Source organism: Nonomuraea sp. NPDC049378, assembly GCF_055586745.1.
In genome coordinates, this window is the sequence record NZ_JBVJHP010000014.1 from 32,235 (window position 1) to 58,216 (window position 25,982).

Below are 25,982 nucleotides of genomic sequence, written 5' to 3' on the forward strand. Positions count from 1 at the left end.
TCCTGGGAATCTGTGCGGTTGCGCCGCACCAGTCTTTCTTCGGGCGGGCACGGCGCGGACCGTGCCCGATCCTACGGAATCTCGATCACTTGGCCCGCGTAGGTCAGGCCGGCGCCGAAGCCGAGCACCAGCGCGAGATCGCCCGTGCGGACCTCGCCGCGCTCCACCATGCGCGAGAGCGCGAGCGGGATGGAGGCGGCCGAGGTGTTGCCCGAGGTGACGATGTCGCGCGCGATGACGGCCTGGTCGGCGCCCAGCTTACGGGCGATGGCCTCGATGATGCGCAGGTTGGCCTGGTGGGGTACGAACGCGGCCAGCTCGGACGGGTCGACACCCGCCCGCGAGCAGGCCTCGAGCGCCACCGGATGCAGCGCGGTGGTGGCCCAGCGGAACACCGTCTGGCCCTCCTGCCGGAGGTAGTCGGCGCGGTCCTTGATGATGATCGCGTCGGACTTGTCGCCGGCGCTGCCCCACACCACGGGGCCGATGCCGGGCGTCTCCGACGGGGCCACCACCGCGGCCCCCGCGCCGTCGGCGAAGATCACCGCGGTGGACCTGTCGGTCCAGTCGATCCACTGCGACAGCTTCTCCGCCCCGATGACCAGCACGTTCCTGGCCGATCCCCCGCGCACCGCGGCGCTGGCGGTGCCGAGGGCGTAGCAGAACCCGGCGCAGGCGGCGTTGACGTCGAACGCCCCGGGCGACTCGATGCCCAGGCGGTGGGCGACGATGGCGGAGGCGTTGGGGATCTGGGTCTCGAGCGTGCACGTGGCGACGATGACGAGATCGATGTCCTCCGGCGACAGCCCGCTGGCGGCCAGTGCCTTGCCGCCGGCGATGGCGGCCATGTCCTCCAGCGACTCACCGTCGGGCGCGACCCTGCGCTCCTTGATGCCGACCCGGGACAGGATCCACTCGTCGTTGGTCTCCATGGTCTTCGCCAGGTCGTCGTTGGTGACCACGTTGGCGGGCTGGTAGTGGCCGAAGGCGAGCACCTTGGCGCCGGCGGCGATGTCGGGAATCTTCACGGGATCAGCTCCCTGGCCGCGTCGAGGTCGTCTGGGGTCTTCAGCGCGACGGTCCGCACGCCGCGCAGGGCGCGCTTGGCCAGACCGGTCAGCGTGCCGCCGGGCAGCAGCTCGATGATCCCGGTGACGCCGAGACCGGACATGGTCTCCATGCAGGCGCCCCATCGGACCGGGCTGCTGACCTGCTGGACCAGCCGCTCGACGAACTCGGCGCCGGTGGCGACCGGCCTGCCGTCGAAGTTGGACAGCAGCGTGACCCTCGGGTCGGCGGGCGTGACGTTCCTGGCCGCCTCGCGCAGGCTCTCGACCGCCGTGGCCATGTGGGCGGTGTGGAAGGCGCCTGCCACGGAGAGCGAGATGAGCCGGGCGCGGGCGGGCGGGTCGGCCTTGAACGCGGCCAGCTGCTCAAGGGTGCCGCCGGCCACGATCTGCCCGGCGCCGTTGATGTTGGCGGCGGTGAGCCCGTGCCTGTCGATCGCGGCGAGAACCTCCTCCTCGACGCCGCCGAGCACGGCCGTCATGCCGGTCTCGGTGATGGCGGCGGCCTTGGCCATGGCCTGGGCGCGGTCGCGGATCAAGGAGAGCGCCTGCTCGGGGGAGAGCACCCCGGCCAGCGCGGCTGCGGCGAACTCGCCGACGCTGTGCCCGGCCACGACGTCGGGGGCCGCGCCGAGCGCCTCGGCGGAGGCCAGCGCGCCGGCCACGAGCAGCGGCTGGGCGACGGCGGTGTCGCGGATCTCGTCGGCGCCGGCGGTCGTGCCCTGGGCGATCAGATCGACCCCGGCGACCTCGGACCACGAGCCGAGCCTGTCGGCCAGACCGGGCAACTCAAGCCATGGAGCCAGGAATCCTGGCGTTTGGGCACCTTGGCCCGGAGCGACGAGTACAAGCACAAAATCCACCATGCCCTGTAGAAGTCCGACACGCGGATGGAGATCCGTACGAACTTTGTCCAGGGTGATTTGTAGGAACCCTACAGTGGGGATTTCGGCGCGGTTACGTTAGAGCGCGCCAGCTCGCCGCACTCTCCGCGAGCCTCCCGAGGATGAGCCCCACCTGGAGGGTGAAGGCGGACCTGCCCTCGGTGGGCTGGTAGCCCGTCAGCTCGGTGATCTTCTTGAGGCGGTAGCGCACGGTGTTGGGATGGACGAACAGCAGCCGGGCCGTGGCCTCCAGCGAGGTGCCCTGCTCCAGGTAGGTGGCCAGCGTGTCGAGCAGCGGGGTGCCCGCGAGCGGCAGGTAGACGCTCTCGATGAGCTGCCCCCTGGCGTCGAGGTCGCCGTCGAGCGCCCGCTCGGCCAGCAGGTCCTCGGCGTGTACGGGCCTCGGCGCGTCGGGCCACCCCGACGACGCCTTCAGCCCGGCCAGCGCCGCCCTGGCCGAGTTGGCGGCGGCGTGCAGGTCGGCCACCTCGGGGCCGATGACGATGGGGCCGACGCCGAAACGGGCCACGACCTGCTTGGCCGCGTCGTTGACGCTGCCGGCGCCGCCCACGATCACGATCAGCCGGTCGGCCTGGACCCCCGCCAGCAGGTCCATGCCGATGCGGCGGCCCTTCTCCCGCAGGCCGTCGATGACGGCGCGCGGGTCGCCCTCGGGTGCGTGCCCGGCGATGACGACGACGGGGGAGGAGGTCCAGCCCAGGGCTGCGGCCCAGGAGTGCAGGCCGTCGTCCACCTCGCCGCGCACCAGGGCGTCCACGATCAGGGCCTCGAGCCTGGCGTCCCACGACCCCCTGGCCTCGGCCTCGCGGGCGTAGACGTGGGCGGCGGCGAAGGCGACGTCGCGGGTGTAGCGCAGCATGGCCTGCTGGAGCTCGTCCTCGCCGCCGGGCGCGGCCAGCTCGTGGGTCTGCGCCTCGACCACCTCGACCACGACCCTGACGATGTCGACGGTCTGCTGGAGCGAGATCGACCGTTTGAGCTCGCGCGGCGCCGTGCCGAAGAACTCGATGCTGGGCGTGCGCCGCCCCTCACCGGCGGTCGAGAACCACTCGACGAACGCGGCGATGCCGGCCTGCGCCACGAGCCCCACCCACGACCGGTCCTCGGCGCTGAGCGCCCGGAACCACGGCAGTTGCTCGTCCATGCGCGCCATCGCCGCCGTGCCGAGCGAGCCCATGGCCCGCTCGAGCCTGCGTGTCGTGTCCTCCCGGGTCCGCTCTGTCACGTCTCCTAGAGTGCCAGGTCTCCTCGGCTGACCGGAACGGCGGCTCGTCCGCTCCGTCAGATGACGGCGACGGCGGTGATGAGCCCGATCGCGACGTGGGTCACCGCGAGCAGCCGCGCGCCCGGCTGCAGGTCGGGCTCCTTGACGAGCTCGCGTACGGAGATGCCGACCACCCGGTCGAAGATCAGCATGGCCACCGTCTGCACCACGATGCCGACCAGCCCGAACACCGCCGTGCCCGCGAGGCCCTCGGTGAGCCGGCCGCCCGACGACCAGATCGAGGCGGCCACGATGAGCCCGATGGCGGCCATGGCCGAGCAGGCCAGCAGGGTGGCGTTGGGGTTGCGCTCGTTGCGGATGACCTCGCTCAGCTTGCCGGGCGTGGCCCAGTCGATCACGTAGAACCCGACGATCATCAGGATCACGCCGACGGCGGCGTACGCGGCGACGGCGCCTGAGCCGCGGGCGAGGATTTCGAGAAGAGTCACGTCAGTTCAGTTCCAATCACGGGGAGCGTGCCCGCCCGGAGCCGGGACGGGCAGATGTCGGTCGGGGAACACGTCAGTCAGCGATGCGGTGCGGGACGAACGATGAGGTGTCGTCGGTGATGAGGCCGGTGGTCTCCCTGATGCCCAGCCCGGCGGCCTCGTCGGCGACCACCCAGGCGCCGAGCACCGGCCGCTGTCCCTCGAAGGCGGGCAGCGCCTCGAAGCCCTGGAAGACGTACCCCTCGCGGCCGTAGACGCCGGGGGTCTCCTGGGTGCCCTCGGGGGTGACGATGCGCATGGAGGCTCCCTCCCTGCCGAGCAGCGGCTTGGCGATGTAGGAGGTGAGGTCACGAGGGCCGTCGAGGTAGGCGGGCATGAGGTTGGGATGGCCGGGATGGAGCTCCCACAGCAGCGCCAGCAGCGCCTTGTTGGACAGCAGGGTCTTCCACAGCGGCTCGATCCAGGTGGCGTGGCGTACGGCGTGCCGCCCGAACTCCTCGGCCAGCATCCACTCCCACGGGTAGAGCTTGAACGCCGAGCGGATCATCCGCTCCTCGACGTCGACGAAGCGGCGGTTGAGGGAGTCCCAGCCGATGTCCTCCATGGCCACGGAGACGGTCTGCAGGCCCGCCTGCTCGGCGGTCTCCTGCAGGTAGGCCACGGTCATGGCCTCCTCGCCCGTCTCGTCCATGTTGGTGAACGCGAAGTGCGTGGGACCGGGCGGCAGCCCCAGCCGCGTCCAGCGCTCGATGAGCCGCTCGTGCACGGAGTTCCACTGGTCGCCGCCGGGGTGCGTGTCCTGCAGCCAGAACCACTGGATCACCGACGACTCCACCAGGGAGGTGGGCGTGTCGGCGTTGTACTCCAGCAGCCTGGCCGGGCCCGTGCCGTCGTAGCGCAGGTCGAAGCGGGCGTACAGGTGGGGGTCGCGGCGCTCCCACGAGCGCGCGACGTCCTCCCACGCCCATTCGGGGATGGCGAAGTCGGCGAAGCGGCCTGCCGAGACCACGTGCTCGACAGCGCTCAGGCACATGGCGTGCAGCTCCTCGACCTGCTCCTCCAGCTCCTCGACCTCGTCCATCGAGAAGACGTAGTGGACGGACTCGTCCCAGTAGGGGCGGCTCAGCCCCGACGGGTGCGCGGCCTTGTGGTAAGCCAGGCCCTGGCTCTCGATCGTCTCTTCCCAGCCTGGCCTGGGAGTGCCGTGCTCGCGCCGCACCTGTCAGCCCCCGCCGCCCCACTTGCTGCCGAAGCCGCCTCGCTGGATGGATTTGCCGTTGCGGGTGTTGATGTCGATGTTGGACGGCCGGTAGGTGGTACCGCCGCGCACGCGGTTGCCGACCCGGGTGCCGCCGTAGTACCAGAGGTAGGCCCCTCGCGATCCGCCGTAGTAGTGCGTGCCGCCGTCGTCGTCATCGTCGCAGAAGTCGTCGTCGACGATCTGGTAGCTGCCGTCGTCGAGCCGCATGACGCAGTCGGCGGTGACCTCCTCGTCGTCCTGCACGGCCGCGCAGTAGCCGACCAGCATGACGGACAGGACGCCGAGGATCGTGAGAGGGATGGCTTTCGACGCCTTGCGCGGAGGCCGCGGAGGCGAGTGGTGGGTGGGCGGCGGTGGTGCCATCAAGCTCCTGCTTTCATGGGCCGATTACTCTAGCGGCGGCGTCCGTCCGTGTTCAATGAGTAATTAGTGCATCTCGATTTATTTCGGCTATGGAGGGTGTATGGATCCGGTCACGGCCCTGCGCGAGATCGCCTTCCTGCTGGAGCGCGCAGGCGAGCCCACCTACCGTGTACGGGCATTCCGCCGCGCCGCCGCGGTCGTCGCCGACCTCCCCGAGGACGAGCTCGTGCGGCTGGCCCGCACCGATGGGCTCGGCGACCTGCCGGGCATCGGCAAGGTCACCGCTCTTGTGGTCAACGAAAGTCTCGATGGCCAGGTTCCGACCTACCTGCGAAGGTTGCACGCCACGGAGGGCGTCGAGCTCGACGCCGAGACGGCCGCGCTGCGCACGGCGCTGAAAGGTGACCTGCACAGCCACTCCGACTGGTCGGACGGCGGGTCGCCGATCGAGGAGATGGCCGAGACCGCCGCCGGGCTCGGCCACGACTATCTGGCGCTGACCGACCACTCGCCCCGCCTGACGGTGGCCAAGGGCCTCTCGGCCGAGCGCCTGGAGCGCCAGCTGGGCGTGGTGGCCGAGCTGAACGAGCGCCTGGCCCCGTTCAGGGTCCTGACCGGCATCGAGGTGGACATCAACCCGGACGGCTCGCTCGACCAGGAGCGGGAGCTGCTCGAACGGCTCGACGTGGTGGTGGCCAGCGTGCACTCCAAGCTCCGCATGGACCGCGCGGACATGACCCGCAGGATGGTCACCGCCATCGCCGACCCTCTCGTGGACGTGCTGGGGCACTGCACCGGCCGGGTGGTTCGGGCCGGCGGGCGGCGCGGGGAGCGCAGGCCGGAGTCGGAGTTCGAGGCGGAGCTGGTGTTCGAGGCGTGCCGGCGGTTCGGGGTGGCGGTCGAGATCAACTCGCGGCCCGACCGGCTCGACCCGCCCAAGCGGCTGATGCGGCTGGCGTACGAGATGGGGTGCGTCTTCGCGATCGACTCCGACGCGCACGCCCCGGGACAGCTCGACTGGCAGCGGTACGGCTGCGAGCGGGCGGCCATGTGCGGCATCGAGGCGGAGCGCCTCGTCAACGCCTGGTCCCTGGACAGGCTCCTCGACTGGACCCGGGCCTGACGCTCCGGACACCCTCCCTCCGATCGTCAGATCTTTGTAGTCCTGCGGTGAGGCAGGGGTTGCCGGGCGCCGCGGAGCCCCGCGGTTGTCGGTGGCGCGGCGTAGCGTCGCGGATGTGAACCGTACCGACCGGCTCTACGCGCTCGTCGAAGACCTGCGCGCCATCGCGCCGCGCTGCCGCTCCGCCCGCGAGCTCGCCGGGCGGTTCGAGGTGAGCGTGCGCACGATCGAGCGCGACATCACCGCGCTGCAGGAGTCCGGCGTCCCGATCTACGCCCAGCCGGGCCGCAAGGGCGGTTACGCCATCGACAAGAAGATGTCCCTTCCCCCGCTCAACTTCAGCCCGGCCGAGGCGGTGGCGATCGCGGTGGCGCTCAGCCAGGCCGGCGACCAGCCCTTCGGCCGTCAGGCCCGCAGCGCGTTACGCAAGGTGGTGGCCGCGATGCCGGGGCCCGAGGGCGAGCTCGCCAGAGAGCTGGCCCGGCGGGTGCAGCTCGTCCAGCCGCCCGACCAGCCCGCCGCCGGCATCCAGCCCCTGGGCGCCGAGGGCATCTCCCGGGCCATCGAGGAGGCGCTGCTGCGCCGCCGCGTGCTCAGGCTCGACTACGCCGACGCCAAGGGCGCGCTGACCTCGCGCGACGTCGAGCCGGGGGTGTTCCTGGGCGGGCGTGGCGGTTTCTGGTATCTCGTGGCGTGGTGCCGGCTCCGCGACGACGTACGCGTCTTCCGCCTCGACCGCATCGCCTCCGCCACCGTCACCGGCGAGCGCTGCCCCGAGCGCCCGCTCGAGGGGTTCGCCACGGACGTGCCTGAGATGGTCGTCCACGGCACCACCCTCGACTGAACTCGTGCTCGAAAAATCAAGAGGAAACACCGACATAGGGTTGTCGCTCCGCCGTTAGATCGTTGTCCTGTTCGAAAGCTGAGGAGACGATGATGGACAACACGGTGACGTGGTTCGAGGTCGCGAGCGACGACCCGGAGAGCGCCGAGAGGTTCTACGGCGGCCTGTTCGGCTGGGCCTTCACCGGAGAGGGCGGCCCGATCGACTACCGCACGATCAGCCGGCCGGGCGGCGAGCAGCCGATGGGCGGGCTGTTCAACACCAAGGGCGAGTTCCCCAACCACGCGATCTTCCACGTGCAGGTGGCCGACGTCGAGGAGACCTGCGCCAGGAGTGAGTCGCTCGGCGGCAAGGTGCTGATGAAGGTGATCGACGACGGTGCCGGCACCGATTTCGCCTACGTGAGCGACGTGTCCGGCAGCGTCTTCGGGGTCTTCCACCGCAGGTGATCATCCGGGCGCGGGCCGGGAGAGCGCCTTCCCCGCGACCACCGGCCCCAGCCCGGGCCGCTCCGCGCGGAGCGGTTCACCATGACGCCCTGGACACGCCGCCGATCGCCGAGCGGCGGCGCGTCCAGGGCGATCGTCAGAAGTCGACGGCGGACAACCAGCGGCCGAGGAGGTCGCGGTCGCCGTGCACGGTCAGGTCGACGGGTGAGCGCCTGCCATAGAGCATGAGCAGCAGATCCGAGACCGGGCCCTGGACGGCGGTGTCGCCCTTGGCGTGGCCGCGCGCCCAGGTGATCTTCCCGGCGGGGCCCTGCGTGATGGTCCACTCGCCCTCGCCGTCGCTCGCGTGGAGGTGGATCGTGGCCCCCTCCACACCGAGCCCGGCCAGCGACCGGGTGACCCAGGCGGCGTTCGGCAGGTTGTGCAGGAATTCCTCGACGCCGTCGATGGCGGTCTCCGCCGGGACGACCGGGTCGAGGCCGAGTGCGAGCTCGGCGTCGACCCGGTGGACCACCAGCTCGAAGAGCATCCGGCGTGTCCACCACGCGGCCCGCCGGTCCGGGCCCCAGGTCCACACCTCCAGCTCCGGATCGGTGGTGCGCAGCGTGTCCAGCAGCTCGGCGGCCCCCGCCATCAGCCAGCCGGGGTCGCCGCTCCGCCCCTCGGCCAGCCCGCTCGGCACCTGCCGCGACCAGATCTTCTCTTGCACCTGGTTGCGCAGCACGTGGACCGCCCAGCGATGGGTCCGGCCGACATGAGTGATCAGCTCCGCGAGCGTCCATTCCGGACACGTCGGTACCGCCACCGACAGGTCGCCGGCCAGGGCGGCAAGGCGCGCGGCCTCGGTCTCTATCCCCGCGATGCGCGCGTTACGCGACTCGTTCTCCGTCTCCTGGCCCGTGCTCCGAGCGTTGTTCTGCGTCACCTTGCCCAGCCTAGGCCGCCGGGCAACTGGCGCCCTTCTCGGGCACCTTGCCGTCGAGCAGGTACGCGTCCACGAGCCCGCGCACGCACTTGCTGCCCGACAGGTACGCCCCGTGCCCCTCGCCCTCGTACGTCACCAGCGTGGCCGTCCTGAGCTGGGACGTCAGCTTGGGCGCCCACTGGTACGGCGTGGCCGGGTCGCCCTTGCCGCCCACCACCACGATCGGCGCGGACCCGGTGGCGTCCACGTGCCGCGCCTGGTTGCTGCCCTTGACCGGCCAGACCCGGCACAACCCGCCCGAGCCCTCGCTGCCGAACAGCGGCGAGATCTTCAGCGCCGCCGCCTCGGTGCGCCGCAGGTCGGCCTTGCTGGGGCGCTCCGCGGTGTCGGCGCAGGTGATGGCGGGGAAGCTGGTCATCTGCGTGGAGTAGGTGCCGTCGTCCCTGCGCCCGGTGTAGTTGTCGGCGAGGTAGAGCAGCGCCTCGCCGTTGCCTTTGAGCCCTTCGCTGAGCGACTGCTCCAGGAACGGCCAGGTCAGCTCGGAGTAGAGGGCGGCGGCCACGGCGGTGGAGGCCAGCCCCTGCGTCAGCGTGCGGCCGTGAACGTTGAGCGGCTTGGTGGTCAGCTGCCGCAACAGGTTCTCGACGTTGCGGTTGGCGGTGGCCTCGTCCTTGCCGAGCGCGCACGTGCTCTTGACGCACGAGCGCAGGAAGCTCTCGTACGCCCGCTGGAAGCCGCGCGTCTGGGCGAGCGTGCGCTGCTCGAACGAGACCGTCGGGTCGAGCGGCGCGTCGAGCACCATCCGGCCCACGTTGTGGGGGAACTCGGTGGCGTAGACGGCGCCGAGCTGCGTGCCGTACGACATGCCGACGTAGTTGAGCTTGGAGTCGCCCACGGCGGCGCGGATGCGGTCCATGTCGCGGCTGGCGTTCACGGTGCCGACGTGGGGCAGGATCTTGCCGGAGTCGCGCTCGCAGAGCTCGGCGAACCTCTTGTTGGCCGCCGTGGCGCGCCGGTGCGTCTCCTCGTTGGGGGGCAGCGTGTTCAGCGAGGTGTACGCCTCCAGCTCGGAGGCGTCGCCGCAGCGCACGCCCGAGCTGCGGTCGACGCCGCGCGGGTCGAAGCTGATCAGGTCGTAGCGGGCCCGCAGCGTGGTGAGCGCCTTGGCCGCCTGGTCGAGCGTGTCGACACCGGAAGCGCCCGGGCCGCCGAAGTTGAACACCACGGATCCGAGCCGCTTGTCCTTGCCGGTGGCGGGCAGCTTGATGAGCGCCAGGTCGAGCTGCTCGCCGTCGGGTTTGTCGTAGTCGAGCGGCACGGCGAGCGTGCCGCACCGCACGGAGGGGTCCTGGCGCGCGGGAGGCTCACCATCGGGACGCTCGATGTCGGTGCACGGCCCCCAGTCGATCGTGGCGGTCTCGCCGGGGGCGTCCGTGGCGGGCTCGGCTGGTGCGGTGGAGCAGCCGGCTGCGGTCACGAGCAGGGCGGCGGCTAGGACACGTCGCATATCGATGGAACTTCCCCTCGTCTCTCAAGGGGGAAGTAGTGCCCACAATACGTGACCGTGCACCAAACCCGGGTGAGGCGGCGCGTATCCACCCGGGTCGCGCCGCGACGGCGGCGCTCCCACGAGGACCTCGCGGGAGCGCCGCCGTCGGGACGGGTCAGACGCCCATCGACTGCGTGTCGTTGCTCTCGGCGCCGCCCGCCTCGGTGACGCCGTTCTTCAGGTGGTAGCGGGCGATGGCCTCGCGCAGCACCTCGCCGCCGAGCTCACCCTGCTTGACCAGGCTGGACAGCACGGCCAGCGTGATCGACGCCGCGTCCACGTGGAAGTGGCGGCGCAGCGCCGAACGGGTGTCGGACAGGCCGAACCCGTCGGTGCCCAGCGAGGACCAGTCACCCGGCACCCACTGCGCGATCTGGTCCTGTACGGCCTTCATGTAGTCGCTGACCCCCACGAACGGCCCGCGGGCCTGCGACAACACCTGCGTCACGTAGGGGACGCGCCGCTCGGCGTCGGGGTTGAGGAGGTTGTGCTCCTCGCAGGCGAGGGCCTCGCGGCGCAGCTCGGTCCACGACGTCGCCGACCACACGTCGGCCGACACGCCCCAGTCCTCGGCCAGCAGCCGCTGCGCCTCCATCGCCCACGGGCCGGCGACGCCCGAGGACAGGATGTTGGCCTTCGGCCCCTGCGTCTGAGGCCCCTCGGCGAACTTGTAGAGGCCCTTGAGCAGGCCCTGCACGTCGATGTGCGGGGGCTGCGCCGGCTGCAGGTAGGGCTCGTTGTAGACGGTCAGGTAGTAGAAGATGTCCTCCGGCTGGTCGCCGTACATCCTCCTGAGGCCGTCCTTGACGATGTGGGCCACCTCGAACGCCCAGGACGGGTCGTAGATGACCGCGGCCGGGTTGGTCGAGCCGATGAGCGGGGTGTGGCCGTCCTCGTGCTGCAGGCCCTCGCCGTTGAGCGTGGTGCGGCCCGCGGTGGCGCCGAGCAGGAAGCCGCGGCCCATCTGGTCGCCCAGGGCCCACATCTGGTCGCCGGTGCGCTGGAACCCGAACATCGAGTAGAAGATGTAGATCGGGATCATGTGCTCGCCGTGCGTGGCGTACGACGTGCCGGCGGCGATGGTCGAGGCCATCGACCCCGACTCGCTGATGCCCTCGTGCAGGATCTGCCCCTGCACCGCCTCCTTGTAGGACAGCAGCAGCTCCCTGTCGACGGCCTCGTAGGTCTGGCCGTGCGGCGAGTAGATCTTCGCCGTCGGGAACATGGCGTCGAGGCCGAACGTGCGGGCCTCGTCCGGGATGATCGGCACGAACCTGTGACCGATCTCCTTGTCGCGCATCAGGTCCTTCAGCAGCCGTACGAACGCCATCGTGGTGGCGACCTGCTGCTTGCCGGAACCCTTGCCGAAGGCGTTGTAGACGTCGTCGCCGGGCAGCTTGACCGGCTTGGCGCGGACGACCCGTTTGGGCAGCACGCCGCCGAGCGCGGCGCGGCGCTCCATCATGTACTGGATCTCGGGGTCGTTCTCGCCCGGGTGGAAGTAGGGGGGCAGCTCGCCCTCGAGCGCGGAGTCGGGGATCGGCAGGTAGAGCCGGTCGCGGAACTCCTTGAGCTCGGCCTTGGTGAGCTTCTTCATCTGGTGGGTGGCGTTGCGGGCCTCGAAGTCCTTGCCCAGCGTCCAGCCCTTGATGGTCTGGGCGAGGATCACCGTCGGCTGGCCGACGTGCTCGCGGGCCGCCTTGAACGCGGCGTAGACCTTGCGGTAGTCGTGGCCGCCGCGCGACAGCTTGCGGATGTCGTCGTCGGTCAGGTGCTCGGCCATCTTGCGCAGGCGCGGGTCGGAGCCGAAGAAGTGCTCGCGGATGTAGGCGCCCGACTCGACGGAGTAGGTCTGGAACTGGCCGTCGGGCGTCGTGTTCATCTGGTTGACCAGCACGCCGTCGACGTCGGCCGCCAGCAGCGGGTCCCAGTCGCGGCCCCACACGACCTTGATGACGTTCCAGCCGGCGCCGCGGAAGTAGGACTCCAGCTCCTGGATGATCTTGCCGTTGCCGCGCACCGGGCCGTCGAGCCGCTGCAGGTTGCAGTTGATCACGAACGTGAGGTTGTCGAGCTCCTCGCGCGCCGCCACGCCGATGGCGCCGAGCGACTCGGGCTCGTCCATCTCGCCGTCGCCCAGGAACGCCCACACGTGGCTGCGGCTGGTGTCCTTGATCTGCCGGTTGAGCAGGTAGCGGTTGAAGCGCGCCTGGTAGATCGCGCCGATCGGGCCCAGGCCCATGGAGACCGTCGGGAACTCCCAGAAGTCGGGCATCAGCCGCGGGTGGGGATAGGAGGGCAGGCCGTGGAAGCCGTGCGACAGCTCCTGGCGGAACGCGTCGAGCTGGCTCTCGTTGAGCCGGCCTTCGAGGAAGGCGCGGGCGTAGATGCCCGGCGCGGCGTGCCCCTGGAAGAAGACCTGGTCGCCCGACTCGCCGTGGTCCTTGCCGCGGAAGAAGTGGTTGAAGCCCACTTCGTAGAGCGACGCGGCCGAGGCGTAGGTGGCGATGTGGCCGCCCACGTTGGTGCGGGCGTTGGCCCTCGACACCATGATGGCCGCGTTCCAGCGGATGTAGGCGCGGATGCGGCGCTCGACGTGCTCGTCACCCGGGAACCAGGGCTCGCGCTCCGGCGGGATCGTGTTGATGTAGTCGGTGCTGCGCAAGCCCGGCACGCCGACCTGGTGCTCACGGGCCCGTTCGAGCATGCGGAGCATCAGGTAGCGGGCTCTGGTGCGGCCTTCGGTCTTGACGACGTTGTCGAGAGACTCGAGCCACTCGTTGGTCTCACTGGGATCGACATCAGGCAGCTGGCTGGGTAGGCCGTCGCTGATGATCGAGAATCGCTGGCGTCCGGAAGCCACTGGGTCTCGCCTTCCGAGGTGGACTGATGACTGGTCTGGGTCGCCTTCCATCCTGGTCGCTAGACGTAGAAAACGCATCTCTACTCGCCGGTAACCAGGGTGTCCCTGCTGGCAGGAGGGGTGCCGATGGCCTAGACCACCGATGGTAGGACGAATCTCGCCACAGGTTACATCCCGGGAGCAATTTAACAAGACCGGAAAACGGACGAAATTTCGCCCATATGGCCTGGATCGGTCCCGGGGGCTCGCCGTACGTGAACCTGCCCTGAAGAGGCGGGCGTACGCGCCTGGCGCTGTGCCGCGCGAGTCTAGCCCCCGTCCGGTGCCGCCCACGGACAGGGGGCGGGCGCCGGGCTCTCCTCTATTAGAGGCGCGCGCGTGGAGACGTCTCCCGTACCGGTGATCTTCAGATTCTGCCCTCGGGGGTCAGGTGTTCGCTCACAGGTGAATCGTCGGAGAGGGAGTGCGCCGCGGGGTCGGCGCGCCGGGCGCCCATGGTCCGAGCTGCGTAACATTTTGGTCATATTTCGGCTTGTCATCGCTCTGGGCGCAAAAAATCCCTTGTCTCCAGATCCGGTCTTTTCTTGAGGCTTTCGGAGTATCAGGCTGGAGGTATGAAGGCGACGGCAGGCGACCGGCTCCTGATGCACGGAAATATCGTTGGCGAAAGGGACCGGGTCGGAGTAATCGTGGAGGTCCAAGGCCCGGACGGCGGGCCTCCCTACATGGTGCGGTTCGACGACGGGCACACGGGGCTGGTCTTTCCCGGTCCTGATGCGGTCGTTGTCCGTAAGTAAGATTTTCTTGTGAAATCTCAAATCATCTCTGTGGCCACCGGTTCACGGGAGACGGTGCACGACATCACGGCCGAATGCGCCGACTTTGTACGCGCGCAGGGTGACGACGGGCTGCTGCACATTTTCGTGCCGCACGCCACGGCCGGGGTCGCCCTGCTCGAGCTGGGGTCACGCAGCGACGACGACCTGCTCGCCGCGCTGCGCGACCTGCTGCCGCCCGACGACCGGTGGCGTCACGCGCACGGTTCGCCCGGGCACGGAAGGTCACACGTCATGCCCGCGCTGATCCCGCCCTATGCCACGATCCCCGTGCTGGGCGGGAGAATGGCGCTGGGCACCTGGCAGTCCGTGGCCCTGGTCGACCTGAACGTCGACAACCCGCAACGCCAGGTTCGGCTGTCGTTTTTGTCTGATTGATTCTGACCGACCACGGCCGTACCCGTGGCGACCGTTGACGACTGAGGGTCACAGCGTGTGGACTGTGCCGAAGCGATAAACCGCATAAGCGGGGCCACTCAAGCAGGAGGGATAAACGTGAGCGCGACCGCGGGTCAGGCGCAGGGCGAGCGCGGCCTGGCCGAACGACTCGGCCTCAAGCCGGGTCAGGTGGTGCAGGAGATCGGTTGGGACGAGGACGTCGATGACGAGCTTCGCGACTCCATCGAAGACCTGACCGGCAACGAGCTGCTGGACGAGGAGAGTGACGACGTCGTCGACGTGGCGCTGCTGTGGTGGCGCGACGGCGACGGAGACCTCTTCGACGCACTGACCAACGCCATGCGATCACTCGCCGAGGGCGGCCAGATCTGGCTGCTGACTCCCAAGGCCGGGCGCGATGGCCACGTGGAGCCGAGCGACATCGGGGAGGATGCCACGACCGCGGGTCTCTCGCAGACCAGCAGCATCTCCGCAGCCCCCGACTGGTCAGGCACGAGGCTCGTGACGCCCAAGGGCCGACGGTAGGAGCTCGAGCGCCCGCCGTGCGGCAGGATGGTTCCCGTGAACGCACATCCTGCCGAGGTCGGCGCCCAGGCTCCTGATTTCGAGCTGCAGGACCAGCACGGCACGCCGGTGCGCCTGTCCCAGTTCCGGGGCGCCAATGTCGTGCTGGTCTTCTACCCGCTCGCCTTCAGCGGGATCTGCCACGGCGAGCTGTCCGCGCTGCGCGACACCCCGCTCGACGGGGCACACCTGCTGACCGTCTCGGTCGACTCCATGTTCACCCACCGCGCGTGGGCGGATCGTGAGGGTTACACCTTCCCGCTCCTCTCCGATTTCTGGCCACACGGACAGGTCGCGCGGGCGTACGGTGTCTTCGATGAGGCGAAGGGGCTCGCGCTACGGGGGACCTTCATCATCGACGGCGAGGGCTTGATCCGGTGGAAGGTGGTCAATCCGACCTCCACCGCACGTGACGTCGCCGACTACGTGAAGGCACTCGCCGACATCTCTTGACTTCGGAGGCAACGATGCCCTGCTACCGCTGCGGGGCCCGGCAGACCGACCCGGTGCGCGGCGCCAGCCCGTGGCAGCGCGGGGTGCGCAACGAGTCCCAGGTGCTGATCTGCCCGGACTGTCAACGGCTGCACGACCACGACCTGGACGCGTGCTCCACCTGCGGGTCCGCGGCGCTGATCTGCCGGCTGGGCGAGGTGGAGTGCCGATCGTGCGGGGCCGTGCGGATGGCCCGCTCCGATGCGCTGACGGTATCGGTGGCGCCGCCGCCGGGGCTCTCCGCGGAGGTGGAGGCGGCGCTCAACAGGGTCCTCGGGCGCGCCTGAGCCGCTTCTGGGCGGCCGGACGGTTCGATGCCGGATGGTTCTCCCCTTGTTGGTGGACAGGCCCTCAGGCGTACACCTGGGCCCTTCCGGCGCGTGTCGGGGGAGTCTGGCGTGCACGGTCGGAGGGTTCCGTCCGGGCCACTGCATGGAGCACCGGCCCGCGGGAACGACCGTCTGCGCGTGCCCGCTACGTTCAGTGCTTCAACAGCGCCTTTCCGGACATGTGATGAGCTGCGCTATCGTCTCCTCTCGTGTCCGCAAAGAGTTCGTTCGTCGTAGCGCTCGACGTCGGTGGCACGTCCATGAAGGGCGGCCTGGTCAGCGAGTCCGGCGCGGTGCTGCTGAGCGAGCGGCGCCCGACCCCGCGGGCTGAGGGCCCGGAGGCGGTCGTGGCCGCCATCTCCGGCTTCATCGGTCACCTCGCCGGCTCGGGCGACGGCGACCCGGCAGGTGTCGGTCTGGCCGTTCCCGGCCTGGTGTCCGACAACTCCGCCGTCTACGCCGCCAACCTGGGCTGGCGCGACGTTCCCGCCACGGACTTCACCGCCCTGGACATCCCGGTCATGCTCGGGCACGACGTACGCACGGGCGGCCTCGCGGAGAGCATCCTCGGCGCGGGCCAGGGCGTTGCCGACTTCCTCTTCCTGCCCATCGGCACGGGCATCGCCGGCGCCTCGATCATTCACGGCGAACCGTACGGCGGCTCCGCCGGCTGGGCCGGCGAGATCGGCCACACCCCGGTCTTCCCGGACGGCGAAGAGTGCGCGTGCGGCCAGTTCGGCTGCCTGGAGACGTACGCCTCGGCCGCCTCGGTGGGGCGCCGCTACGGCGAGCGGGCGGGCGTGGAAAACGTCAAGGCCGAGCAGGTCGTCTCCTCCGACGACCCGATCGCCATCGAGGTCTGGGACGAGGCCGTGGAAGCCCTGTCGCTGGCGCTGGCCACGTACACACTCCTGCTGGACCCCTCACTTATCGTCCTCGGCGGCGGCCTGGCGGAGGCGGGCCCCGCCCTCTTCGACCCGGTACGCACCCGTCTCGTCAAGCGCCTGGCCTTCCGCGACGCCCCACCCCTGGTCCCGGCGGCGCTCGGGGTGGACGCGGGGATGCTGGGGGCGGCCCTGCTCGGCTGGCGCGCGGCAGGCCGTCCTGAGCTGGGACCAGGGTGGACGGCGGATGTGCGATCGGCGCCGATGGTGTCGTAAGGTGTAGTGCCGATCAGGGGCGGTTAGCTCAGCGGTAGAGCACTCGCCTTACAAGCGAGGGGTCACTGGTTCGAACCCAGTACCGCCCACCTGCACCAAGAAGCCCGCAGCGATCATGCTACGGGGCTGTCGTGCCATTAGCTCACGCGGACGAGCGCGCCTGAAGAGTGAGCATTCAGAAGTGCGTGATCATGCTGACGTGAGCGGCATCCGAGGGATGGGATGATCGTCGGGTGCCGAGGACCCCGGATCGCCGCCCGTCATACGACGAGTTGGCCTCGCTCGTGGTCCGGCAGATGGAGACGATCGAGGCCCAACGGGAGACGATCGCCCGGTTGGAAGCGACGGTAGACAGCATGTTCCGGTGGAGCGCTGCGCTCAGCTGATCGCCGATGTCACCGGTGCCCGGGTCTCGCCCGGCTGGGTGTCGTCCGTCCTGTCCGAGGCCGCCGCCCTGGTCGCCGACAGCATCACCGTGATCCGCGCGCTGCGCCCGGTCAAGACCAAGATGAAGATCTCCGGCTGCCACCAATCCGAAGATGGCGCCGCGCACTGGCTGACCGTCCGCTCCTATCTCGACAGCGCCCGCAATCACGGGCTGAGCGCCTTGGAGGCGATTCTTCGTGCCTTCACCGGCAACCTGTGGATGCCGCCCGTCGCACTTGATGCCTGATCAGCACGCATCACCCAGCGTCACAGAACCGTCTGCCAGGTCGCGGCCTCACCCCGACGATCGCCGATCTCCCGCTGCAGATCCAGCGCGACCGCGGGGTGAACGAGGGCTCCGTCATGGTCGCCCAGCTGGGTGTGGAGCCAGCCGAGGTTGTCCAGCGCGCGGCCTGGCCGATCCGGTCTCCGCCCTTCTCGTGCACCAGCAGCGCTTGCCGGCGTGGTCGAGCGCTGTCTGCTGGTGACCCCGCACCCACACCACCCAGGCCGCGCCTGGTACTGGCACGTGGCCCTGGCGGCGGCGCGGGCCGGGGTCACGATGAGGGCTGATGCAGCGGACACCTGTGGGGAGCGGGTGTCCACCGCACCTTGATCGGTTGCGGGGGTCAGACGCGGTTGCGGGTCTCGGCCGATTCCGGCAGCGGCATCCCTGAGCAGGTGGTGGTGCGCTTCCCGGTCTCGAAGTAGTCGACCAGCTTCTCGATGCAGCCGGGCGCCTGGAAGGCGGAGCCGTGCACATCGTCGTCGATGGTCACCACGGTCCCGCCGATGGCCTCGCGCATGGCGGGCGTGGCCTCGTACGGCGACATGCTCTCGTGGAGGTGGCCGGAGAGCATCAGCGAGCCGCCGAAGGGCCGCAGGTCCGTCTTCTGTACCGACAACGGCCACCCCGCGCACGGCGCGACGTAGGGAGTCGCCGCCACCGTCCGCCCGGTCACCGGGTAACGCTGCACACGCTTCTGATAGGCGTTCCACCACGACTCGAACGTGCGCTCGCCCATCTCCTCGTTGCATTGGAACGCCAGGTTCGCCGTGAGCTCCCTGCCGTCCTGCTGGGGGCCGAACATCTTCTTGACCGCCGGCGGCGCGGTCGGGCCCTCGGCGTCGACCAGTTCCTTGAGCACCTGGGCGGCCTTTGGCCACTGTGTACTGGGCCGGACCGCGGCCTCGGCGATCAGCGTCCCGTCCACGGTGAGCCCGATGTCGGTGAATCTCAGCGGATCGGCGTCGTACGCCTCTTGCATGTCCTCAAGCGCCGCCACCACGTCCTTCGTGGTCGTGCCGAACCCGTAGGTGTCGTCGCGCTCCGCGATCCACGCGGCCATCCGCTGGAAGTTGCGGTGAGCGGCCTTGGCCCCGGCCTCCACCCCGGTGTCCCTCCTGTGGTCGGGTGAGGCGACGCTGTCCAGCCACATCCGGTCCACCTTGCCGGGGAAGAGGCTGCCCAGCACCGCGCCGAGCCAGGAGCCCCAGGAGCCGGCGAGGAAGCTGATCTTCGGCTCGCCAAGCGCGGCGCGGATCCTGTCGATGTCACGGGCCACGTTCGCGGCCGTGACCTGTTCGAGGAATTCGGGATTCGACTGGGCGCACTGCCGGTTTATCTTGACCGTCTCGGCGTAGGCCTTCCTGGCGTGTTCCTCGGTGACTGGGCCCGGCGGGCGTTCGCTCCCTTGACCTTCGGGGCACGCGACTTTCGTACTGGAGCCGACGCCTCGCGGGTCGATTCCGATCAGGTCGTAGCGCTCGTCCAGCTCCGCCCCATTCGTGACGATCCGGTGGGGCATCAGATAGCCGGACCCGCCGGGGCCCCCGGGGTTGAACGCCAGGCTGCCCCGACGGTGTTTCTGGTCAGCCGCCTTCAACCTGGTCAGGGCGATGCTGATCTGCTTGCCCGCCGGGTCGTCATAGTCCAGGGGAACGCTGATCGTCCCGCACTCGGTACGGCCGAGCAGTTGCCTGTACTCCTCGAATTTCTCCTCCGACACGCCCAACCGGCGCAGGTCCTCGTCGGAGTATTCCGGGCACTCCTGCCACTCGATGGCAGGCGCCCTGGCCGCGCCTTCCACCTCGCCGATGGCCGCCGAGACGGGCGTAGCGACGACGAGAGAACTCATCAGCAACGCTCCTGAAAGGAGACCGGCCGAACGGGCCGTCGCCGCACGATTCATGGGTTGATTCCTTCCACGGGGAACGAGAGCGACCTGGCCGGACCAGAGGTCCCGCGGCACACCGGTTTCGACGTTCGTACTATCCGGCCACAGCGGCCGTTTCCTCGCTGTTTCCAGAAAAGGCAGCGCGCGCCGTCGGCTCGGCTTGTCGGTCGAGGTCAAGCCATGGTTCTCCCGGTGCAACGAGGAAGGCGAACGGTTCGACATACCCCTTGGACACCAGGACAAGGCCGAGACTCGAGATCCGGGATAGGCGCGGGATGAATCGCGAACTGTCGGTGCCGCGGTCGATCAGAAGCGCAGGTCGTACGTAGACGTGCTCGGCGACTTCAGTCCGGTCAATGTCCGGTCGATGGCCTGGCCCTGGGAGGCATCCAACGCAAACTATGGATCATGTGTTCGCATGCACCTCAAGACCGGAGGGCAAGACCATGCCACGAACGCTCCAGAAGATCACACTCACCGCCATCGGCTACTCGCTGGTGCTGGATTCAGCGTGGCTGCCACGGCGCCCGCACAGGCTGACCGGTACGACTGTGAGTCGTATCTGTTCGTGAAGGGCTACATCGTCAGGCAGGCCCACAAGGACGTCTGCCGGCGGACCGAGCTGAACGAGGGCCAGATCGGAAACCACGTCAGCTGCATCATCGACCTCGAGCGCTTGACCCCGGGCGGCATGCGCGAGGGGGAAGCTGCGGAGGCGTGCCGTCGGGCAGTGTTGTAGACGAGGCAAACAGCAAGGGCTCGAACCCCGGCATCAGGGAGGTTCGGGCCCTTCGTCGTTCCAGGGGTTTGGACCCAACCAGCTGAGCAGCCCTCACAAGACAGCGCCGCCAGCACCGAGCATTCGTGAGGAGCGCAGCGGGCCACGTTGATCCGTCCGCAAGCATGAGTGCGGCGACGACCGTGATGGCGCTGGAGGCTGCGAGAACGATTCCCGCCTCGTGGATCACCGCGCCTCTCGTCTCACCCTGCGATCACACGTACTTGGCTCCCCGGCCACCGTGGCTTTTGACCAGGACAAGCCAAGCGGACCAGGGCCAGGGCGCCCACGCCGCGGTACGTCAAGACCCCACCTGCTTGAGGAAGCCCTCCAGGACCACCAAGCCCTGCCCGTACTTCGCATCGACCTCGCGCTGCAGCTCCGGCGTGACCACCCAGACCGCGATCTTGACGTGTCCTTCCCACTCGTCCACCGAGGCCGAGTACGTGTCCTTTATTTCCTTCTGCGCTCTCTCTTGGAGCGCCCGCAACTCCGTCTCTGTGCGCTGAGCACGGCTCAGGCACAGCGCACCGCCCCAGACCTCACGGATCGCGGGCTCCCGGGTGCTCGGGTCACCGGTGAAGCGCAGGTTCAGCACCAGTCGCTTGGGGTCGTTGGCGTGTCGCTCCACAGATCTACGGTCACGGGAGTCATAGCCCTCGATCTCCTCGAGGTAGCTCTGGTCCAGCCAACTGCCCGCGTACCCGGGAAGCTTCTGAGCCTTGGCGATCGCGTCCGCCATCGCCTCCTGAGTCGCCTTCGCGGGGGCGACGGGGCGCCAGCCGCCTGTTGGCTTGGGGCAGGGTGTGGTGAGGTCGGATCGGCTACGCGGGGCATCGTGGTGCTCGGCGGGGCGCGGCGGCTCGGTGAGCCTCAACCTCTTACCGTCCCAGGTGCCGACTACGTGGTAACTGCCCCAGCGCACGCCGTTCCGGGCAGAGTGCTCAACCGCGTTCCAGTCCCATCCGATGATGTCGGGCCCGCCGCATTGAGGCGGCAGGGACTGAGCAACGATGGCGCAGAGTTGGGGGCCGTGCTGTTGGTCGGCGAGCACGGTACCGTCGGCCTGGTACTGGATTGTGGGAACGGTGGCCGCAGGTGCCGGCCCACAGGCGGCGAGCGTCACGAGCACGGCTAAGAGCCAGATGCCTTTCATGCATCTAGGACGGGCGGAAACGATCAGTGGTTCACGGTTTCACGCTCTCCGGAGAAGGCTTTCCATGGATGCCTCGTGGGAGCCACCCGAACGGATGGTCCTCGGTTCTCGGCGGCGATCAGCCCGACACCAGGTGGGAAGACATGTGTCCGTATGGGTGTGCCATTCGCGTGCCATTAGCTTCGGCTGACTGCTTCCGCGTTGATGGGGACGACCTTGGGAAGGTGCAGGTTGGCTCCTCGACTGGCCGATCTTGGGCTTCGTGCCATCAGGTGGTGCGGGGATCTCGCTCTCAGCCGCCTTTGTGATCTTGGTGTTCCTCGCGTCGGCGCTTCCGGTCGGCTTCCGCCGTCCTGTGCTCAGGGGTCGCGCGGGATGATCTGATCGTCCGCCGCCGTCATGAGCACTGCCCTGCGCGGAGCCATCGCCGCCGCCAGCACCGGCAACCGCCACACCATCGCCGGACGCTCCGGCGCCGAACGCATCGACAGCTACTCATGAGGGCCGGCGATGGAATGCCTCCGCATAATGGTGTGATCGCCTCAACCCAGGGTGGCCTATTCTTGCCGTGGCAAGACCGATCCATGCTGAGCCGGCAGGTCCCGCGGAAAGCGCAACTCACTAGGAGTTGGTGGGGCGTTCAGTCGATGCTGTCGTCTGGTTCGAGGGCAGAGTGGGATTCCTTCCCAGCGTGATGAACCAGCGTTCACCTTCTCTGGACAGGTGCAGCGTCTCGCTGTAGGCGCCATTCGCACCTACTCCCACCACCTGAGCCTTGGCCGCCTTCGGCGTGATCTCACTCCGGATGTCGATTGACGTGATCCGGATGTTCCGGCCGCCGTAGGTGTGGACGCGTTGCCGTATATCGGTGGATGCGTCGTTGCCTGGAGGTGCAAGCCGCGCGATGGCCTGATCGTCGGAGCGATTCAGCGCGTGGATGTATTGATCAACGGCGATTCGAGGGCTGGAGGCGCCACTCTCGGACTGGGGGGCACAGCCGATCAAGGCCAAGCATCCGTTGAGGACCGAGGCGATCCTCAACCGGATGCCCTTGTTGCGCTTGTCCATATCTCGGACTCTACGTCCGATGGGCGTAGTAGGTCGTGCCGTCTCCGTAAGCAGCGATAATGCTGCTAAGCGGCTTGTCCTTGGTGTCCGCGCCGTGACAAGTCATATACAGCTCGTCCACGCCATCGCCGCCTATGCCGATGTCGGTAACGTTCATTGAGTGGCTGATACTGCCATTGCTGTCGCTGTCGATCTGAAGAACGTCCGCTATGCCCACGTGCCAGGCATTCGTTAATCCAGTGACGCGTCCGGACCACTCCCTGGCGAACTGAAACCAGTTATGTGCGGCTGCCCACGTATAAGTTGTGGTCGCCACTAGGTCCCCGCAGAACCATTCCTTGGGGCTTGTGCGATCTTCTCCTGGCCATGCACCGGGTTCTTGCCAGTCGCCGGTTTTGAGGATTTGTGACAGGAAGTTGGTGCAGTCGCCGACTTCTCCGCCGTAAGTACGGTGATTGGGGTTGTAGTTGTAGACGTGACGGTACGCGTAGTCGATTATGGCGGTATAGTCATAGGCCAAATGCTTCGCATCTGACGAACTGTATCCCGGCGCGAGTTTGTCGGGCCGCGCGATGGACTTGTGCCGGCTCGGTGCTGCTTGCAGGTCGTGTCAACGAACCCATTTCATCCTCAGGCGGCCTGGGCGACGCGGTGATTCTTAAGGACGGCGATGGCCTTGCAGAGGTGACCGGCCTTGGAAGGGCTGCAGCGTAGCTTGCGGAGGATCTTCCAGCTCTTCAGCTGGGCGTTCGCGCGTTCACCAGGTCCGCGAAGGCGGGCGTGGGAGCGGTTGGCCTGCTTGTGCGACTCGGGCTTGCCCTTGCCCTTGTACGGGATGACGACCGGGCCTTCCGCGCCCTGATAGGCCTTGTCGGCCAGGGTGATGATGCCCGCCTTCTCCAGCGCGCGCAGGATGCCCCACATCCGGGCGGCGCTCAGATCATGTTCCTTGCCCGGCAGCGCTCCCGAGGTCCACAGGATCGTCCCGTCCGGCGAGGCGATGACCTGCACGTTCATGCCGTGCACGCGATGCTTGCCGGAGAAATACGGCCGATCGGCGGCGATCCGGTCGGTGTGGATCAGCGTGCCGTCCAGGACGAGGTAGTGCAGCCCGTCCCGCTGGGCCTTCCGCAAGGCCTGCTCAAGCTCCGGCGAGCGCGCCGACAGCAGCGTCACGGTCTCCTCCACATAACGCCAGGCTGTCGCCGTGGACACCCCCGAAACCGGCCCCGAGTTCGTTGAACGTCTCGCCTTTGCGCAGGTAGACCAGCACCAGCAACGCCTGCTGGCCGGGGTTCAGCCGCCGCCGGAGCGACCCGATCGCCTTACGGTGGCGCCGGATCATCCCGGCGACGTAGTTCAGGGTCTGAGGCGACAAATCGACGGCAGCACGATAGAAAAGCACCGGAAGCTCCTGGTTGCGACGGTGTGGGTTGTGGTGATCAACCCGTCTACCAGGAGCTTCTGTACGTCACCGGCCGAACACCGGCATCGCGATCATGCTGTGACCAGGGGCGCTCGCTAAGTGGCCCCGCCCGTAAGCCGTTCGGGGGTCAGCGGCTGAGGTGGAGATAGCCATTGTCATCCCGGACGCTGACCTACGCGGGCAGGGCCGCCGCCTCCCGTATGGCGGTGACGGCCGCCGTTGGGATGTAGTTCTCGGGCACGCCGTCGACCATGATGATGTCGCCCTCGATGCGCCGCGAGCGCAGCGGCGCGATCTCCCGGTACGCGGGAGAATCCCACCACGCCCGTGCCTCGGCGATCCCCGGGAACCCGATCATCACGACATGTCCGGGCCAGTTGCCTTCCTTCACCTCGTGCTGGGTGGCGTGGACGAGGTAACGGCCGCCGTACGGCTCGAAGGTGGTGGGGAGCCGTTCGATGTACTCGGCAATCTCCGGGTGCGGGGCTGCCTCCTGCAGGTGGGCGATGACGTAAGCCGGCATGGTGTCCTCCCGGTGAAGTGGTGTTCGGTGCGCTGCCGATCCTGACACGCCCTTCGTAGGCAGGGCGATTACCTGGCAGGTAGGCGATCTGGCATCGCAGGCCGACTTGTGGCATTCGTTTGAGCCGGTTCTCGATGATCGCCTGAAGGTGGTCGATGCCGTGGGCGGCGAGGTTGCCCAGGATGGCGACATCGCCGGCCTCTCGCGTCCGCACAGCACTCAGCTCTACGTCAACCCCCGAAGGATTCACGGAGCCAACACTAAGGAGCCTGAAAAAGGTTCAATGTGCGAGCTTTATGGGGTTGTCCGCGGACTCTGCGGTGGTAAGGAGCGGGTGACCTGGCGAAATGCTCTCTTTTGACTCAAGGGGCGGCGCCCCGCGCCGCGCTGCGGCCGGGGGCCGGTCACGGCGCGGGGTTCCGCGTAACCGTCGGCGGCGCCGAGTTCCCATGTCGTGGGAGCTGCGAAGTGAACCGCTCAAAGCCGAGCCCCGTGCCTTTCGGGGCGGTGGCAGGATCAAGATTTCGTGGTCGGGACCCAGTAGCGACGCTTTTGCGCGGTGATGTCGAGCAGTTGTCCGCCGTTGGCTTCGATGACCCGTTGCGAGGCAATATTGGTCTTGTCGCACATGACCAAAGCCTGAGAGATGCCTAGAGACCGGGCGATCGGCAGCGCTGCGGCGAGCATGGCCGTCGCGTGACCCTGGCGACGTGCGCCAGGGCGGACGTCATAGCCGATGTGGCCGCCGAACATCTCCAGCGCCGGGGTGAGCCGGTGACGGATGGCCAATCTGCCGAGGAATTGCTCGCGGTCGACCCACCACAGGGTGGTCATCGGTACGAATCCGGGGCGCACCCCCGATGAGTTCCGCTCGTCGACCAAGCGCGCGGTGTACGCCTCGAAGGCCGCCGGGTCCACCAGAGCCTGCGGGTCGACATCGTCGACGAACCAGGGAACCGGATAGTCAGGGTCGGCGCGGAACTCCGCCACCGCGGCCAGGAACGACGTCAGCATCTTGCCGATCGGCTCGATGAACTCCGGCATGGCGACCATGATGCCCGCGAGGGTGGGCGGTGCCAAGCGGGTATCCGTCCCAGCGACGTCGTCGCCTCATGGGCGCGTGAAGGACCAGCGGTCCTCCACTAGCTCGTCGCGGTGTCAGGACGGTCGCGGTGGTAACAGAAGAAACCCGTACCGGCATACCTGGAATGGAGCACGCCGGGCGGTTTCACCCGATCAGGGCGCCTCGGCGAGTGACAGGCTGTTTCCGTCCGGGTCCAGCACGACGACATGGCGCACGCCGTTGCCGTAGGTCTCCACCGGTTCGTGGCTGGTGCCGTGGGTGGCGAGGCGGGCCAGGATGTCGTCGAGACCGGTCACCCCGAGCGTGATCATGGCTCTTCCCACCCGCTCGGCTCCAGCGCCCCGGTCGTCGACGACGACCCACGCGTTCTCGCCGACCTGCCACAGGTATTCCTCGCCGATGACCTCGTCCGCGGGGCGGCCGAAGAACACCCCGAACCATTCCAGCGACTTCGTACGGTCGCTCACCGGCATGACGCTGTACAGGTCCACGTGGACCACTC

General features: G+C 68.5%; 28 protein-coding genes, 1 tRNA gene and 1 pseudogene. 12 read left to right on the forward strand and 18 right to left on the reverse strand.

Features of this window, described 5'->3' with window-relative positions:
- Window positions 1–71: 71 nt before the first annotated feature.
- From ACZ6SA_RS28860 to ACZ6SA_RS28885, 6 genes are all read right to left on the reverse strand, one after another.
- Window positions 72–1,028, reverse strand: coding sequence for a beta-ketoacyl-ACP synthase III (locus ACZ6SA_RS28860; RefSeq protein WP_347646959.1), 957 nt, complete (start codon window positions 1,026–1,028; stop codon window positions 72–74).
- Window positions 1,025–1,921 (reverse strand): ACP S-malonyltransferase, encoded by an 897-nt coding sequence (locus ACZ6SA_RS28865; RefSeq protein WP_465831613.1) that lies wholly within the window; start codon window positions 1,919–1,921, stop codon window positions 1,025–1,027. The genes ACZ6SA_RS28860 and ACZ6SA_RS28865 overlap by 4 nt, the downstream gene beginning before the upstream one ends.
- A gap of 103 nt (window positions 1,922–2,024) precedes the next feature.
- The gene (locus ACZ6SA_RS28870; RefSeq protein WP_347646998.1) at window positions 2,025–3,149 is read right to left on the reverse strand and encodes a PucR family transcriptional regulator; all 1,125 of its coding nucleotides are present in this window, start codon (window positions 3,147–3,149) and stop codon (window positions 2,025–2,027) included.
- Window positions 3,150–3,253: 104 nt separating this feature from the next.
- Window positions 3,254–3,685 (reverse strand): DUF350 domain-containing protein, encoded by a 432-nt coding sequence (locus ACZ6SA_RS28875; RefSeq protein ID WP_347646957.1) that lies wholly within the window; start codon window positions 3,683–3,685, stop codon window positions 3,254–3,256.
- A gap of 73 nt (window positions 3,686–3,758) precedes the next feature.
- A complete protein-coding gene (locus ACZ6SA_RS28880) occupies window positions 3,759–4,904 on the reverse strand; it encodes a glutathionylspermidine synthase family protein (RefSeq protein WP_465831615.1) in 1,146 nt (381 codons plus the stop codon).
- A 3-nt stretch (window positions 4,905–4,907) separates the two neighbouring features.
- Window positions 4,908–5,309 (reverse strand): hypothetical protein, encoded by a 402-nt coding sequence (locus ACZ6SA_RS28885; protein ID WP_347646954.1) that lies wholly within the window; start codon window positions 5,307–5,309, stop codon window positions 4,908–4,910.
- Between the two features lie 100 nt (window positions 5,310–5,409).
- Between ACZ6SA_RS28885 and ACZ6SA_RS28890 the strand changes: the two genes are divergently transcribed.
- The 3 genes from ACZ6SA_RS28890 (at window position 5,410) to ACZ6SA_RS28900 (ending at window position 7,725) form a co-directional block, all read left to right on the forward strand.
- The gene (locus ACZ6SA_RS28890; protein WP_347646953.1) at window positions 5,410–6,432 is read left to right on the forward strand and encodes a PHP domain-containing protein; all 1,023 of its coding nucleotides are present in this window, start codon (window positions 5,410–5,412) and stop codon (window positions 6,430–6,432) included.
- Window positions 6,433–6,547: 115 nt separating this feature from the next.
- Window positions 6,548–7,276: a helix-turn-helix transcriptional regulator gene (locus ACZ6SA_RS28895; protein WP_347646952.1), complete on the forward strand. Its 729-nt coding sequence runs from the start codon at window positions 6,548–6,550 to the stop codon at window positions 7,274–7,276.
- Between the two features lie 92 nt (window positions 7,277–7,368).
- On the forward strand, window positions 7,369–7,725 hold the full coding sequence (locus ACZ6SA_RS28900) for a VOC family protein (RefSeq protein WP_347646951.1): 357 nt from the start codon (window positions 7,369–7,371) through the stop codon (window positions 7,723–7,725).
- A gap of 136 nt (window positions 7,726–7,861) precedes the next feature.
- On the opposite strand, the gene ACZ6SA_RS28905 is transcribed toward ACZ6SA_RS28900, so the two are convergent.
- From ACZ6SA_RS28905 to aceE, 3 genes are all read right to left on the reverse strand, one after another.
- A complete protein-coding gene (locus tag ACZ6SA_RS28905; RefSeq protein ID WP_465831619.1) occupies window positions 7,862–8,650 on the reverse strand; it encodes a maleylpyruvate isomerase family mycothiol-dependent enzyme in 789 nt (262 codons plus the stop codon).
- Between the two features lie 10 nt (window positions 8,651–8,660).
- Window positions 8,661–10,157 (reverse strand): alpha/beta hydrolase, encoded by a 1,497-nt coding sequence (locus tag ACZ6SA_RS28910; RefSeq protein ID WP_465831621.1) that lies wholly within the window; start codon window positions 10,155–10,157, stop codon window positions 8,661–8,663.
- A gap of 157 nt (window positions 10,158–10,314) precedes the next feature.
- Entirely contained in the window at window positions 10,315–13,062 is a 2,748-nt protein-coding gene (aceE, locus tag ACZ6SA_RS28915) for a pyruvate dehydrogenase (acetyl-transferring), homodimeric type (RefSeq protein WP_347646948.1), read from the reverse strand.
- Between the two features lie 614 nt (window positions 13,063–13,676).
- On the opposite strand from aceE, the gene ACZ6SA_RS28920 reads away from it, so the two are divergent.
- The 8 genes from ACZ6SA_RS28920 (at window position 13,677) to ACZ6SA_RS28955 (ending at window position 17,515) form a co-directional block, all read left to right on the forward strand.
- Entirely contained in the window at window positions 13,677–13,859 is a 183-nt protein-coding gene (locus tag ACZ6SA_RS28920) for a DUF1918 domain-containing protein (protein ID WP_347646947.1), read from the forward strand.
- A 21-nt stretch (window positions 13,860–13,880) separates the two neighbouring features.
- Window positions 13,881–14,276, forward strand: coding sequence for a secondary thiamine-phosphate synthase enzyme YjbQ (locus ACZ6SA_RS28925; RefSeq protein WP_465831893.1), 396 nt, complete (start codon window positions 13,881–13,883; stop codon window positions 14,274–14,276).
- Window positions 14,277–14,393: 117 nt separating this feature from the next.
- Window positions 14,394–14,822, forward strand: coding sequence for a DUF3052 domain-containing protein (locus ACZ6SA_RS28930; RefSeq protein ID WP_347646945.1), 429 nt, complete (start codon window positions 14,394–14,396; stop codon window positions 14,820–14,822).
- 36 nt (window positions 14,823–14,858) lie between these two features.
- Window positions 14,859–15,314, forward strand: coding sequence for a peroxiredoxin (locus ACZ6SA_RS28935; protein ID WP_465831624.1), 456 nt, complete (start codon window positions 14,859–14,861; stop codon window positions 15,312–15,314).
- A gap of 14 nt (window positions 15,315–15,328) precedes the next feature.
- Entirely contained in the window at window positions 15,329–15,640 is a 312-nt protein-coding gene (locus tag ACZ6SA_RS28940) for a hypothetical protein (protein WP_347646943.1), read from the forward strand.
- Between the two features lie 251 nt (window positions 15,641–15,891).
- Window positions 15,892–16,842, forward strand: a complete 951-nt coding sequence (locus tag ACZ6SA_RS28945; protein WP_347646942.1) for an ROK family protein — start codon at window positions 15,892–15,894, stop codon at window positions 16,840–16,842.
- 17 nt (window positions 16,843–16,859) lie between these two features.
- Window positions 16,860–16,931: transfer RNA gene (locus ACZ6SA_RS28950), tRNA-Val, on the forward strand.
- Window positions 16,932–17,206: 275 nt separating this feature from the next.
- Window positions 17,207–17,515 carry a hypothetical protein gene (locus ACZ6SA_RS28955; protein ID WP_347646941.1) on the forward strand — a complete coding sequence of 103 codons (309 nt, stop codon included), beginning with the start codon at window positions 17,207–17,209 and terminating at the stop codon, window positions 17,513–17,515.
- Window positions 17,516–17,897: 382 nt separating this feature from the next.
- On the opposite strand, the gene ACZ6SA_RS28960 is transcribed toward ACZ6SA_RS28955, so the two are convergent.
- Window positions 17,898–19,406, reverse strand: a complete 1,509-nt coding sequence (locus tag ACZ6SA_RS28960; RefSeq protein ID WP_347646940.1) for an alpha/beta fold hydrolase — start codon at window positions 19,404–19,406, stop codon at window positions 17,898–17,900.
- A gap of 550 nt (window positions 19,407–19,956) precedes the next feature.
- Between ACZ6SA_RS28960 and ACZ6SA_RS28965 the strand changes: the two genes are divergently transcribed.
- Window positions 19,957–20,184: a hypothetical protein gene (locus tag ACZ6SA_RS28965; protein WP_465831627.1), complete on the forward strand. Its 228-nt coding sequence runs from the start codon at window positions 19,957–19,959 to the stop codon at window positions 20,182–20,184.
- A gap of 340 nt (window positions 20,185–20,524) precedes the next feature.
- Here ACZ6SA_RS28965 and ACZ6SA_RS28970 read toward each other — a convergent pair whose 3' ends face one another.
- The 8 genes and pseudogenes from ACZ6SA_RS28970 to ACZ6SA_RS29005 all read right to left on the reverse strand — a co-directional run bounded on the left by ACZ6SA_RS28970 (window position 20,525) and on the right by ACZ6SA_RS29005 (window position 25,971).
- A complete protein-coding gene (locus ACZ6SA_RS28970) occupies window positions 20,525–21,379 on the reverse strand; it encodes a hypothetical protein (protein ID WP_347646938.1) in 855 nt (284 codons plus the stop codon).
- A 359-nt stretch (window positions 21,380–21,738) separates the two neighbouring features.
- Window positions 21,739–21,864 (reverse strand): hypothetical protein, encoded by a 126-nt coding sequence (locus tag ACZ6SA_RS28975; protein ID WP_347646937.1) that lies wholly within the window; start codon window positions 21,862–21,864, stop codon window positions 21,739–21,741.
- 136 nt (window positions 21,865–22,000) lie between these two features.
- Window positions 22,001–22,447 (reverse strand): hypothetical protein, encoded by a 447-nt coding sequence (locus tag ACZ6SA_RS28980; RefSeq protein ID WP_347646936.1) that lies wholly within the window; start codon window positions 22,445–22,447, stop codon window positions 22,001–22,003.
- Between the two features lie 10 nt (window positions 22,448–22,457).
- Window positions 22,458–22,967 (reverse strand): amidase domain-containing protein, encoded by a 510-nt coding sequence (locus ACZ6SA_RS28985; RefSeq protein WP_347646935.1) that lies wholly within the window; start codon window positions 22,965–22,967, stop codon window positions 22,458–22,460.
- A 110-nt stretch (window positions 22,968–23,077) separates the two neighbouring features.
- A pseudogene (locus tag ACZ6SA_RS28990) lies at window positions 23,078–23,852 on the reverse strand (transposase family protein).
- A gap of 193 nt (window positions 23,853–24,045) precedes the next feature.
- Window positions 24,046–24,396, reverse strand: a complete 351-nt coding sequence (locus tag ACZ6SA_RS28995; protein WP_347646934.1) for a DUF1330 domain-containing protein — start codon at window positions 24,394–24,396, stop codon at window positions 24,046–24,048.
- A gap of 516 nt (window positions 24,397–24,912) precedes the next feature.
- The gene (locus tag ACZ6SA_RS29000; protein ID WP_347646933.1) at window positions 24,913–25,440 is read right to left on the reverse strand and encodes a GNAT family N-acetyltransferase; all 528 of its coding nucleotides are present in this window, start codon (window positions 25,438–25,440) and stop codon (window positions 24,913–24,915) included.
- Window positions 25,441–25,632: 192 nt separating this feature from the next.
- Window positions 25,633–25,971 (reverse strand): VOC family protein, encoded by a 339-nt coding sequence (locus ACZ6SA_RS29005; protein WP_347646932.1) that lies wholly within the window; start codon window positions 25,969–25,971, stop codon window positions 25,633–25,635.
- Window positions 25,972–25,982: the final 11 nt, after the last annotated feature.

What these genes read in the sequence shown, in the direction of transcription:
- ACZ6SA_RS28890 (WP_347646953.1), top strand. Translation starts at nt 5,410, where the DNA reads ATGGATCCGGTCACGGCCCTGCGCGAGATCGCCTTCCTGCTGGAGCGC.
- ACZ6SA_RS28870 (WP_347646998.1), bottom strand. Translation starts at nt 3,149, where the DNA reads ATGGGCTCGCTCGGCACGGCGGCGATGGCGCGCATGGACGAGCAACTG.
- ACZ6SA_RS28970 (WP_347646938.1), bottom strand. Translation starts at nt 21,379, where the DNA reads ATGAAAGGCATCTGGCTCTTAGCCGTGCTCGTGACGCTCGCCGCCTGT.
- ACZ6SA_RS28920 (WP_347646947.1), top strand. Translation starts at nt 13,677, where the DNA reads ATGAAGGCGACGGCAGGCGACCGGCTCCTGATGCACGGAAATATCGTT.
- ACZ6SA_RS28980 (WP_347646936.1), bottom strand. Translation starts at nt 22,447, where the DNA reads ATGGACAAGCGCAACAAGGGCATCCGGTTGAGGATCGCCTCGGTCCTC.
- ACZ6SA_RS28885 (WP_347646954.1), bottom strand. Translation starts at nt 5,309, where the DNA reads ATGGCACCACCGCCGCCCACCCACCACTCGCCTCCGCGGCCTCCGCGC.
- ACZ6SA_RS28975 (WP_347646937.1), bottom strand. Translation starts at nt 21,864, where the DNA reads ATGCGTTCGGCGCCGGAGCGTCCGGCGATGGTGTGGCGGTTGCCGGTG.
- ACZ6SA_RS28995 (WP_347646934.1), bottom strand. Translation starts at nt 24,396, where the DNA reads ATGCCGGCTTACGTCATCGCCCACCTGCAGGAGGCAGCCCCGCACCCG.
- ACZ6SA_RS28910 (WP_465831621.1), bottom strand. Translation starts at nt 10,157, where the DNA reads ATGCGACGTGTCCTAGCCGCCGCCCTGCTCGTGACCGCAGCCGGCTGC.
- ACZ6SA_RS29000 (WP_347646933.1), bottom strand. Translation starts at nt 25,440, where the DNA reads ATGCCGGAGTTCATCGAGCCGATCGGCAAGATGCTGACGTCGTTCCTG.
- ACZ6SA_RS28960 (WP_347646940.1), bottom strand. Translation starts at nt 19,406, where the DNA reads ATGAGTTCTCTCGTCGTCGCTACGCCCGTCTCGGCGGCCATCGGCGAG.
- ACZ6SA_RS28900 (WP_347646951.1), top strand. Translation starts at nt 7,369, where the DNA reads ATGGACAACACGGTGACGTGGTTCGAGGTCGCGAGCGACGACCCGGAG.
- ACZ6SA_RS28940 (WP_347646943.1), top strand. Translation starts at nt 15,329, where the DNA reads ATGCCCTGCTACCGCTGCGGGGCCCGGCAGACCGACCCGGTGCGCGGC.